Annotated in this window: 8 protein-coding genes; all 8 read right to left on the bottom strand. The window is 63.5% G+C overall.

All coding sequences use genetic code 11. The features are described from left to right. Positions 1 to 91: 91 nt before the first annotated feature. Positions 92 to 2,176 carry a UvrD-helicase domain-containing protein gene (locus tag ACTHJ1_RS16330; RefSeq protein ID WP_440194473.1) on the bottom strand — a complete coding sequence of 695 codons (2,085 nt, stop codon included), beginning with the start codon at positions 2,174 to 2,176 and terminating at the stop codon, positions 92 to 94. Then, positions 2,176 to 4,323, bottom strand: coding sequence for a primosomal protein N' (locus ACTHJ1_RS16325; RefSeq protein WP_440194467.1), 2,148 nt, complete (start codon positions 4,321 to 4,323; stop codon positions 2,176 to 2,178). The genes ACTHJ1_RS16330 and ACTHJ1_RS16325 overlap by 1 nt, the downstream gene beginning before the upstream one ends. A 335-nt stretch (positions 4,324 to 4,658) precedes the next feature. Further along, on the bottom strand, positions 4,659 to 5,732 hold the full coding sequence (gene hemE / locus ACTHJ1_RS16320; protein ID WP_440194464.1) for a uroporphyrinogen decarboxylase: 1,074 nt from the start codon (positions 5,730 to 5,732) through the stop codon (positions 4,659 to 4,661). Positions 5,733 to 5,778: 46 nt separating this feature from the next. Next, positions 5,779 to 6,564, bottom strand: a complete 786-nt coding sequence (locus tag ACTHJ1_RS16315; RefSeq protein WP_440194461.1) for a helix-turn-helix domain-containing protein — start codon at positions 6,562 to 6,564, stop codon at positions 5,779 to 5,781. A gap of 169 nt (positions 6,565 to 6,733) precedes the next feature. Further along, a complete protein-coding gene (locus ACTHJ1_RS16310) occupies positions 6,734 to 7,159 on the bottom strand; it encodes a F0F1 ATP synthase subunit epsilon (protein WP_440194458.1) in 426 nt (141 codons plus the stop codon). A 21-nt stretch (positions 7,160 to 7,180) separates the two neighbouring features. Then, entirely contained in the window at positions 7,181 to 8,584 is a 1,404-nt protein-coding gene (gene atpD, locus ACTHJ1_RS16305) for a F0F1 ATP synthase subunit beta (RefSeq protein WP_440194455.1), read from the bottom strand. Positions 8,585 to 8,626: 42 nt separating this feature from the next. Next, complete coding sequence (gene atpG, locus ACTHJ1_RS16300) at positions 8,627 to 9,535, bottom strand: F0F1 ATP synthase subunit gamma (RefSeq protein WP_440194452.1); 909 nt, start codon at positions 9,533 to 9,535, stop codon at positions 8,627 to 8,629. 16 nt (positions 9,536 to 9,551) lie between these two features. Then, positions 9,552 to 11,093 carry a F0F1 ATP synthase subunit alpha gene (atpA, locus tag ACTHJ1_RS16295; protein ID WP_440194449.1) on the bottom strand — a complete coding sequence of 514 codons (1,542 nt, stop codon included), beginning with the start codon at positions 11,091 to 11,093 and terminating at the stop codon, positions 9,552 to 9,554. Between the last annotated feature and the right edge of the window lie 22 nt (positions 11,094 to 11,115).

The following is an 11,115-nucleotide window of genomic DNA, read 5'->3' as shown; positions in this document are numbered from 1 at the left end:
CGCAGGGGACTTTGGGCGCCTAAGGCGGCGCCCAAACCCGACTCTTCGGAGCCGGCCTGGCCACGCGCCCCCAGACACCGAACAAGACGACTCAAGAGCCCTTGTTCAACAACGCCTTCAACATGTCGAGCCGCTGCTTGGGACTCATAGCCTTGGTCGCTTCGTCCTCGGCCACCTTGACACTCCCCAACCCCATCTCTTCGATAAACCGCGAAGGCTCCCGCACGATATCTTCGCGCGCACGCCGCCGCTTCTTGCACCAGCTCAAATGCAGGCTGCGCTGCGCGCGCGTGATGCCCACGTACATCAGCCGGCGTTCTTCCTGGATGCGCACCGCCAAGGCCTCGGCTGCGTGAGCCGCGTCGCCCGTGTCCTCGTCGTCCTTGCCCAGATGCGGCAGCAAGCCGTCTTCCACACCGGCCAGGTAAACGTGCGGATATTCCAGCCCCTTGGAAGCATGCAGCGTGGAAAGCTTGACCGCGTCCGGCTCTTCGTCGTCGCCGCGCTCGAGCATGGTGATCAACGCCACGTGCTGCACCAGCTCGAACAACGTATAGCCGTCTTCCTCGGCCTTGCGCTTGAGCCATGAGGCCAGCTCCAGCACGTTCTGCCACCGTGTCTGCGCCGGTCGCTCTTCCAGCGTGTCGTAGAGGTAGCGCTCGTACTGGATCGCGCCCAGCATATCGTCGAGGATCGCCCCCGCGGGCTCGGGGGCAACGATGTCGCCCCCACGCTGCGCCTGCGGTGCCCCCCGGCCCGCGCGCCACTGGATGCGGCGTATGAATTCGGCGAACGTACGCAAGGGTTCGAGCTGGCGTGCGGCGAGCTGGCTTTCCAGGCCTGCCTCGCTCACCGCCGCCAGCAGCGACAGGCCGCGCGAAGCGGCGTACTGCCCCAACGTCTGCAACGTGCTCTGACCTATGCCGCGGCGCGGCGTGGTAGCCGCACGGATGAAAGCCGGATCGTCCTCGTCGTTGGCGACCAGGCGCAGATAAGCCAGGATGTCGCGCACCTCGGCCTTGTCGAAAAAACTCTGTCCGCCCGAGATGGTGTACGGGATCTTCAGATTGCGCAGCGCCTGTTCCAGCACGCGCGACTGATGGTTGCTGCGGTACAGAATCGCGTAGTCTTTCCATTGCGCGCGGCGCTCGAAGCGCGAAGCCGAGATCTGCATCGCCACGTTCTCGGCCTCCTGCTCGTCGCCGTCCATGGCGGTGACGGTAATGGGCTCGCCCACGCCCAGATCCGACCACAGCTTCTTGTCGAACAGCTTGGGGTTGTGCGCGATCACGCTATTGGCCGCAGCCAGGATGCGCTGCGCCGAGCGATAGTTCTGCTCGAGCTTGATCAACTTGAGCTGCGGATAGTCGGTGGTGAGCTTGCCCAGGTTTTCCACCGTGGCGCCGCGCCAGGCATAGATGGCTTGATCGTCGTCGCCCACCGCGGTGAACATGGCGCGCATGCCGGTCAGCAACTGCACCAGGCGGTATTGGCAGGCGTTGGTGTCCTGGTATTCGTCCACCAGCAAATAGCGGATGCGGTTCTGCCATCGCGTGCGCACGGCTTCGTCGCGCTCGAGCACTTCGGTAGGCAGGCGGATCAGATCGTCGAAATCCACCGCCTGGTAGGCCGCCAGCGTGGCCGCATAGCTGCGGTACACCTGCACCGCCTCCGCTTCGGTAGGCGTGCGCGCGATATGGGCGGCCTGGTCGGGCGACACCAACTGGTTCTTCCAGAGCGAGATGATGGACTGCACCTCGCGCAGGCGGCCGCGATCGGTCGTGGCCAGCAGCTCCTGGATGATGCCCATGGCGTCGTCCGAATCGAGGATCGAGAACTGCGGCTTGAGCCCCGCATGCGCGGCCTCTTCGCGCAAAAAGCGCACACCCAGCGCATGAAAGGTGCTGATCGTCAGCCCCTTGGCCAGCTTGGGATCGACCAGGGTCTTGACCCGCTCGGCCATTTCGCGCGCGGCCTTGTTGGTGAAGGTCAGCGCCGCCACGTTGCGGCCCATGTAGCCGCATTCGCGCAGCAGGTAGGCGATCTTCTGCGTGATCACTCGCGTCTTGCCGCTGCCCGCACCGGCCAGCACCAGGCAGGGGCCGTTCAGGTAAAGCACAGCCTCCTTCTGGGACGGGTTCAGGCCATGGCCGACGGGCGTATCGCTAGCAGACATCATATTTCCAAGGGATCGACTTCGAGCTGCCAGCGCACGCGCATCTCGCCCGCGATCTGCGGCAGCCAAGCCGACCAGGCCGTGAGAAAGACCTGCAAGGCCGGACGGTGCGCACTCTCGACCAGCAACTGGGCACGCTCCACATGCGCCACGCGCACTACGCGCAAGGGCACGGGATCGTAGCGCGTCACCGCATCGAGCGCCGGCAAGCCGGCCTGGTCGGCAACATCGCGCGCGCGCTGCAGAAAGGCCAGCGCCTGCTGCAACTCGCGCGCCTCGGCCGTGAGCAAGGCTTGATAGGCATAGGGCGGCAAGCCTGTGGCTTCACGTTCCTGCAACATATGGCGGGCGAAGCCCGCGTAATCGTGGCGCTTCAATGCCTGGTATACCGGCTGCTCGGGGTAGCCGGTCTGGATGATGACCTCGCCGTTGGCCGTATGGCGTCCGGCCCGGCCCGCCACCTGCATCAGCTGGGCGAAAAGGCGCTCGGGCGCGCGAAAGTCGTGGGCAAACAGAATCGAGTCGGCATTGAGCACGCCGACCAACCCCAGCCGCGTGAAATCGTGCCCTTTGGACACCATCTGCGTGCCCACCAGGATATCGACCTCGCCTGCATGCACTGACGCGAACAGCGCCTGTGCGCTGCCTTTTCTGCGCGTGCTGTCCGCGTCGATGCGCACGATGCGCGCCTGCGGAAACAGCTCGGCCAAGTGTTCTTCCACGCGTTGCGTGCCGCGCCCCATGGGCAGCAAGTCCTGATCGCCGCATTCGGGACAGGCACGCGGCACATTGTCTTGATAGCCGCAGTGGTGACAATGCAGGCGATACCCCGAGCGCCCTTCGGCGCGATGCAGCACGGTAAACGTGGAGCAGCGCGGACAATGGCTGACCCAACCGCACGAGCCGCAATGCAGCACCGGCGCATAGCCGCGCCGGTTCAGGAACACCAACGATTGTTCGCCGCGCGCCAGCCGATCGCCGATGGCCTCGATCAATTGGGGCGACAGACCCTGCTTCATCTGCAGGCGGCGGGTGTCCACCAGGCGCACGTCGGGCAGACGGCTCGCGCTCGCGCGGTTCTGCAGAAGCAGCCGCAGATAATGGCCGCGCTCGGCGTGCTGCCAGGACTCCAGCGAGGGCGTCGCCGATCCCAGCACCACGGGAATGTTCCGATCGTGCGCGCGCCACACGGCCAGGTCGCGCGCCGAATAGCGCAGCCCTTCTTGCTGTTTATAGGAGGGATCGTGCTCTTCGTCGACCACGATCATCCCGAGCTCGGGCATGGGTGCGAAGATGGACATGCGCGTGCCCAGCAGCAACCGCGCCTGGCCGCGCTGCACGCGCGACCACGATTCGATGCGTTCGCCGTCCGCCAGGCCGCTGTGCAGCACGGCCAGGCCACCGGCGCCGATGATCGGCTCGAAGCGCGCGCGCAAAGCCGCCTCCAGCTGCGGCGTGAGATTGATCTCGGGCACCATCAGGAGCACCTGGCGACCTGCGGCCAATACCGCTTGCGCCGCGTGCAAATACACCTCGGTCTTGCCGCTGCCCGTTACGCCGTGCAGCAGCACCGGTTTAAAGGCTTGCAAGGCGACAATGGCGTCGACGGCAGCCTGCTGTTCCGGATGCAGCGTCGGCGCCTGTGCGCCGGCTGTCCGAAAGACGGGCGATTGCGTCGCGGCAGCTTGCGCCTCTTCCACCGGCGCTTTGCGCCGGTGTCGGGCTTGCGCGGCATCTCGCCGCGCCACCGGCCCCAGGCCAGACCGCTTGCCCTGATAAGCGGAAGGCTTGCGCAAGGGCGGCGGCAACACGGGCAGCATGACCTCACCCAACGGGCGCTGGTAATACTCGGCTGCGAAACTCGCCAGGCGCATCCAATCGGGCGAGAAAGGCGGCAGATCGCGCAGCACCTGTTCCACGGGCTTGACCTTGGCCGGATCCATGCATGGTGCGTCTGCCAGCCCGGCTACCACCCCCACCAGCTTGCGCCGCCCGAAAGGCACGATGACGCGCAAGCCCGGTTCGACGTCTTCATCGCAGCGGTAATCGAACAAACCGGGAAGCGGCACGTCGAGCGCCACCCGCAGCCAGCGGGTTTCTCCGGCAGGCGGCACTGCCGATTCAGGATTTGAAGCCGGATGCGTCATGCTCGGGTGATGGTCATGACAGGGAGCAACTTAAAGTGCTTTCTTGAAATCCACGCTAAATCCGGCCGTCTCAGAGAGTTGTTTGAAATTTTTATTCCGCCTGTGGATAACTTTGGGGAAAAGTACCTGAGCAAATTCTCAAGCTTTCGATGAAATGTTTCAAAATGATATTAAAAACACCCGAAATAAATCATTTTCGTTTTATAAATCATTGGGTTACGCTTTAATTCGAGAATCGCTCACAAGTTTCTAAGGCGCATTCAGATTGCTTTGACACTGTGCACAACTCTATACAAGAGACACAGAAATATGAGCCTTAGCACCGAAGCAGACACTCACTCTGCGTGAAATGCAGGGCTGTAGCGATGTACTTCGTCGATCAGTTCGGCCACGATCTCGGGCGATGTGTGCTGGGAAATTCCGTGGCCCAGATTGAACACGTGCCCGCCCCGGCCGACCGGGCCGAAGGCATCGAGCGCGCGCCGGGCTTCGGCTCGCACCGCCTGACTGCCGCCGAACAGGGTCATCGGATCCAGGTTGCCCTGCAGAGCCACCGTATCGCCGACACGCCTGCGCGCGTCGCCCAGATTGACCGTCCAGTCCAGCCCCATGGCGTCGCAGCCACAGGTGGAGATGTCCTCGAGCCAGGCGCCGCCGCCCTTGGTAAAGACGATGACGGGTACCCGGCTGCCCTCTCGTTCGCGATGCAAGCCCTGTATGACCTGGCGCGTGTAGGCCAGCGAGAATTCCTGGAACAGGCCGTCGGCCAGAACGCCTCCCCAGCTGTCGAACAGCATCACCGCCTGCGCACCGGCCTCGATCTGCGCGTTGAGATACTGCTGGGTGGCCTGGGCGTTGATGTTCAGAATGCGATGCAGCAGATCGGGCCGCCGATAGAGCATGCTCTTGGCAAGCCGATAGTCGCTGCTACCTTGGCCCTCGACCATATAGCAGGCAACCGTCCAGGGGCTGCCGGCAAAGCCGATCAGCGGGACGCGGCCGTCAAGCTCGCGCCGAACCTGCGCGACCGTATCGAAGACGTAGCGCAGCGTGTCCAAGTCGGGCACGGCCAGACGGGCCACATCGGACTCGTCGCGCAGCGGTCGGGCGAAACGCGGGCCCTCACCCTGCACGAACTCCAGGCCCAGGCCCATGGCGTCGGGCACGGTGAGAATGTCGGAGAACAGTATGGCTGCGTCCAGCGGATAACGAGCCAGGGGCTGCAGCGTCACTTCGGTCGCATAGTCGGGATTTTGCGCCAACCCGAGGAAAGACCCCGCGCGAGTCCGGGTGGCGTTGTACTCGGGCAGATAGCGGCCTGCCTGTCGCATGAGCCAAATGGGCGTGTAAGGCACCGATTGGCGTAGCAGAGCGCGCAGGAGCACATCATTTTTCAGGGCGGAGGGCACGGTTTTACTCGTCGACTGGGAACCGTGATTTTACTGCCCAGCGTCGCTAGCCCACCCGGTGCCGGGATCTGCCGGCGGTAGGCAGCGCATCATGGTCTGCCTCATGCTCGCTTGGGGCAGCCCCCCGGTAGGCTTTGGCGTCGATGGCATGCTTGTGCATGAGCGCCCAAAAGGCCCGCCGATGTTTGTTCGCTGCCCGGGCTGCCCGCGCCACGTTGCCGTCGTGTCGCGCCAGGGCCTGACGCAGATAGGCACGTTCGAAGCCGGAGACGATACGCGCCTTAGCCTGGCGGAAAGGCTCGTCGGGTTCGTACGAGGCGATGTCGATGCCGCAGGACCGCTGCGGCCGAGGCGACGATGTGCGCGACGCAGAAAGCGGCGTCGCGCCATAGGCCGAGGTCGGTTCCTGCAGCTGCGCTCGGCCCGGCAGATGCAGGAGTCTGGCGCGCAATTCCTCGGAGCATACCGGCACGCGCACAAAGTCTTTTACGCCCAGCGCCAACAGATCGGCCATTGCCGCGGCCCTGACCTCGCGAACCAGCGCCAGCAGCGGTGTGCGAAGCACAGACCGCGCACGCGACAGTGCAATGCGTACCCATGGCAGGTTGGCCGGCTCTATGTAAAGCAGGCAGGCGTCATAGCGCTGCAGGGCCAGCGCCGACAAGGCAATCAGACCTGTGGTGTCGGAAGCAATGCCGTTTTCGGTGCCAGCCGCCGCCGCGGCCTGCCCCAGATCGTAGACATGCAGCTTGATTCTGCCGCCGCCATCGAAAGGACCGATACCTACCTGATCGGGCACCTGCAGCACCGCACACTCGAACATCTCGCGCATGGATAACTCCTGAAGATAAGATCGGAAGTTAGATTAAGCAACGAGTCAGGATAGGGCTATTCGCACTTGCCGCAGTGTGGGAAGTACGCATAGCCAAAATGAACAAGGCGGGCCTGAGCCCGCCCTGCCATGGCCGCATGCGCGGCGCGAATCGCCCGCAGGCGACCGATCAATGCATTGAGCGACCCTGGCGGACCTTACGCGCAGCGGCGGCTTCGGCGGCCAACATGGCCAGCTCGGCCTCGACCACGGCGATGTCGGCCTTGTCCTTGGCGTTGCGCAGGGCCTCTTCGGCCTTTTTGCGGGCTTCCACGGCGCGGGCTTCGTCCAGATCGGCACCGCGGATGGCGGTGTCGGCCAGTACCGTCACGCCTCCCGGCTGCACTTCCAGAATGCCGCCTGCGACAAAGACCAGTTCTTCACTGTTGTCGGGGCGGACGATCTTGACCGTGCCGGGACGAATGCGCGAGATCAGCGGGGTGTGACCGGGCAGGATACCCAGTTCGCCCGATTCGCCAGGCAGCACCACGAACTTCGCCTCGCCGGAGAAGATCGCTTCATGCGCACTGACGACGTCCACTTGAAGGTTAGCCATGCGTATTCCTTTTAGCGCCGCTTATTGCAGCTTCTTGGCCTTTTCGAAGGCCTCGTCGATGGAGCCGACCATATAGAAGGCCTGCTCGGGCAGCGCATCGCACTCGCCATTGACGATCATCTTGAAACCGCGGATGGTCTCGGCCAGGGGCACGTACTTGCCGGGCGAACCGGTGAACACTTCAGCCACGTGGAAAGGCTGCGACAGGAAACGCTGGATCTTACGAGCGCGGGCCACGGCCTGCTTGTCTTCCGGCGACAGTTCGTCCATGCCCAGAATCGCGATGATGTCGCGCAGTTCCTTGTAGCGCTGCAGCGTTTGCTGCACGCCACGTGCCACTTGGTAGTGCTCTTCGCCCACGACTTGCGGGTCGAGCTGGCGGCTGGTGGAGTCGAGCGGATCGACGGCAGGGTAGATGCCCAGCGAGGCGATGTCGCGAGACAGCACGACGGTCGAGTCCAAGTGCTGGAAGGTCGTGGCGGGCGAGGGGTCGGTCAAGTCGTCCGCAGGAACGTACACGGCCTGGATCGAGGTGATCGAGCCGGTCTTGGTCGAGGTGATGCGCTCTTGCAGCACGCCCATTTCTTCGGCCAGGGTAGGCTGGTAACCCACGGCGGAAGGCATACGGCCCAGCAGAGCGGACACTTCGGTGCCGGCCAGGGTGTAGCGGTAGATGTTGTCGACGAAGAACAGGATGTCGCGGCCTTCGTCGCGGAACTTCTCAGCCATCGTCAGGCCGGTCAGCGCCACGCGCAGGCGGTTGCCCGGCGGTTCGTTCATCTGGCCGAACACCATCGCGACCTTGTCCAGCACGTTCGACTCTTCCATTTCATGATAGAAGTCGTTGCCTTCGCGGGTGCGCTCGCCTACGCCGGCGAACACCGACAGGCCGCTGTGCTGCTTGGCGATGTTGTTGATCAATTCCATCATGTTGACGGTCTTGCCCACGCCGGCGCCGCCGAACAGACCCACCTTGCCGCCCTTGGCGAAGGGGCAGACCAGATCGATAACCTTGATGCCGGTTTCCAGCAGCTCGACCGAAGGCGACAGTTCGTCGAACTTCGGGGCGTGCTGGTGAATGGCGCGCTTTTCTTCGTGGGCGATCGGGCCGGCTTCGTCGATGGGACGACCCAGCACGTCCATGATGCGGCCCAGCGTGCCGGACCCGACGGGCACCGAGATCGGAGCGCCGGTGCCGGCCACGGCCATGCCGCGGCGCAGGCCGTCGCTCGAGCCCAGGGCAATGGTACGGACAACGCCGTCGCCAAGCTGCTGCTGCACCTCGAAGGTCAGGCCCTTCTCGGCGAACGCGTCTTCACCGGCGTCAACCAGGGTGAGCGCTTCGTAGATCTTGGGCATGTGATCGCGGGGGAACTGAATATCCACCACGGCGCCGATGCACTGAACGATGGTTCCGTTGCTCATGTCGATTCCTTGCTTGATAGCTTGTATTAGGTGGCGAGGGCCTTAGACGGCCGCCGCGCCCCCCACGATTTCCGAAATTTCTTTGGTGATCGCCGCCTGGCGGGTCTTGTTGTAGACCAGCTGCAGTTCGCCGATGACCTTCTTGGCGTTGTCCGACGCTGCCTTCATGGCCACCATGCGAGCCGACTGCTCGGAGGCCATGTTTTCGGCGACCGCCTGATACAGCAGGCCTTCGATGTAGCGCTGCAGCAGATCGTCGATGACGGTCTGGGCATCGGGCTCGTACAGATAGTCCCAGCCATGCGTAGTCGGCAGCTTCGCGCCTTCGGTCTGCTCGGCGGATATGCCGGCTTGGAAAGGATCGTCCAGACTGCCGGATAGGGGCAGCACACGCACGAAGGTCGGTTCCTGGCGCATCGTGTTGATGAAGCGCGTGGTAGCCAGGTAGAGCGCATCGATGCGGCCCGCGAGGTAGGCGTCGATCTGAACCTTGATGGCGCCCAGCAGGCGTTCCATGTTGGGCGCGTCGCCCAGATGGATTTCCTGCGAAACCAGCTTGGTGCCGATGCGGGTCAGCAAGCCCAGGCCTTTGTTGCCCAGAGCCGTGGTCTGCACCGCGATGCTCTTTTGCTGAAACTCTTTGAGCTTGGCCAGCACCACGCGGCTGATGTTGGTGTTCAGGCCGCCGCACAGACCTTTGTCTGTGGTAACCATGACCACGCCCACCGCCTTCATCTCGCGTTCTTCGAGGAAGGGGTGGTTGTATTCAGGGTTGGCCTGCATCAGATGCAGAGCGATGTCGCGCACCTTGTCGGCATAGGGGCGGCCTGCGCGCATCCGTTCCTGCGCCTTGCGCATCTTGGATGCGGCGACCATCTCCATCGCCTTGGTGATCTTGCGCGTGTTTTGCACGCTCTTGATCTTGGTGCGGATTTCCTTGATTCCGGGCATTGCGCTTTCCCGTTACTTAGTAAGCACCGTGTTTCTTGAATTCCACGACGGCCGCGGTGAGCTCGGCTTCGTCGCCCTTGGCCAGTTCCTTGGTATCTTCGATACGCTGGATCAGATCCGCGTGCTTGGCCTTGAGCTGGTCCTTGAGGGCCTTTTCGAAGGGCAGCACTTGGGCAACGTCGATGTCGTCCAGGTAGCCGTTGTTGACCACGAACAGCGACACGGCCAGTTCCCAGACCTGCAGCGGCTGGTATTGGGGCTGCTTGAGCAGTTCGACCACGCGCTTGCCGCGTTCGAGATGACGACGCGTGGCGTCGTCCAGATCGGAGGCGAACTGCGCGAAGGCGGCCAGTTCACGATACTGGGCCAGGTCGGTACGGATACCGCCGGACAGTTTCTTGACGACTTTGGTCTGAGCGGCGCCACCCACGCGGGACACCGAAATGCCGGCGTTGATAGCGGGACGCACGCCGGCGTTGAACAGGTCGGTTTCCAGGAAGATCTGGCCGTCGGTGATCGAGATCACGTTGGTCGGCACGAAGGCGGACACGTCGCCGGCTTGCGTTTCGATGATCGGCAGGGCGGTCAGCGAACCGGTCTTGCCCTTGACGGCGCCGCCGGTGAACTTCTCGACATACTCTTCATTGACGCGAGCGGCACGCTCGAGCAGACGCGAATGCAGGTAGAACACGTCGCCGGGGTAGGCTTCGCGGCCAGGCGGGCGGCGCAGCAGCAGCGACACTTGGCGGTAGGCCCAGGCCTGCTTGGTCAGATCGTCGTAAACGATCAGGGCATCTTCGCCGCGGTCGCGGAAATATTCGCCCATGGTGCAGCCGGCGTAGGCGGCCAGATATTGCATGGCAGCCGAATCGGAGGCGGCGGCGGCCACGACGATGGTGTATTCCATCGCGCCATGCTCTTCGAGCTTGCGCACCACGTTATTGATGGTCGAGGCTTTTTGGCCGATGGCAACGTACACGCAGGTGACGTCCTTGCCCTTCTGGCTGATGATGGCGTCCACCGCGACGGCAGTCTTGCCGGTCTGGCGGTCGCCGATGATCAGTTCGCGCTGGCCGCGGCCGATCGGCACCATGGCGTCGATCGCCTTGACACCGGTTTGCAGCGGCTGCGACACCGAGCGGCGGGCAATGACGCCCGGGGCCACTTTTTCGATGATGTCGGTTTGCTTGGTGTTGATCGGACCCTTGCCGTCGATGGGCTGGCCCAGCGTGTTGACCACGCGACCGCACAGTTCGGGCCCGACCGGCACTTCGAGAATGCGGCCGGTGGTCTTGACCTGGTCGCCTTCGGACACGCCGGTGTAATCGCCCAGGATCACCGCGCCGACCGAGTCGCGCTCGAGGTTCAGCGCCACGCCGTAGACGTTGTTGGGAAATTCGAGCATTTCGCCCTGCATCACGTCGGACAGACCGTGGATGCGGGTGATGCCGTCGGTCACGGACACGACGGCGCCTTGGGTACGAACATCAGTCGAAGCGCCCAGGCCCTCGATGCGGCTCTTGAGCAGTTCGCTGATCTCGGAGGGATTGAGTTGCATATTGACTCCTGGAATCCTGTAT

The organism is Bordetella sp., assembly GCF_051960075.1.
In the GTDB taxonomy this organism is placed as follows: domain Bacteria; phylum Pseudomonadota; class Gammaproteobacteria; order Burkholderiales; family Burkholderiaceae_B; genus Bordetella.
This window is presented reverse-complemented; position numbering and strand designations above follow the sequence as displayed.

What these genes read in the sequence shown, in the direction of transcription:
- ACTHJ1_RS16330 (WP_440194473.1), bottom strand. Translation starts at nt 2,176, where the DNA reads ATGTCTGCTAGCGATACGCCCGTCGGCCATGGCCTGAACCCGTCCCAG.
- ACTHJ1_RS16325 (WP_440194467.1), bottom strand. Translation starts at nt 4,323, where the DNA reads ATGACGCATCCGGCTTCAAATCCTGAATCGGCAGTGCCGCCTGCCGGA.
- ACTHJ1_RS16315 (WP_440194461.1), bottom strand. Translation starts at nt 6,564, where the DNA reads ATGCGCGAGATGTTCGAGTGTGCGGTGCTGCAGGTGCCCGATCAGGTA.
- ACTHJ1_RS16310 (WP_440194458.1), bottom strand. Translation starts at nt 7,159, where the DNA reads ATGGCTAACCTTCAAGTGGACGTCGTCAGTGCGCATGAAGCGATCTTC.
- atpD (WP_440194455.1), bottom strand. Translation starts at nt 8,584, where the DNA reads ATGAGCAACGGAACCATCGTTCAGTGCATCGGCGCCGTGGTGGATATT.
- atpG (WP_440194452.1), bottom strand. Translation starts at nt 9,535, where the DNA reads ATGCCCGGAATCAAGGAAATCCGCACCAAGATCAAGAGCGTGCAAAAC.
- atpA (WP_440194449.1), bottom strand. Translation starts at nt 11,093, where the DNA reads ATGCAACTCAATCCCTCCGAGATCAGCGAACTGCTCAAGAGCCGCATC.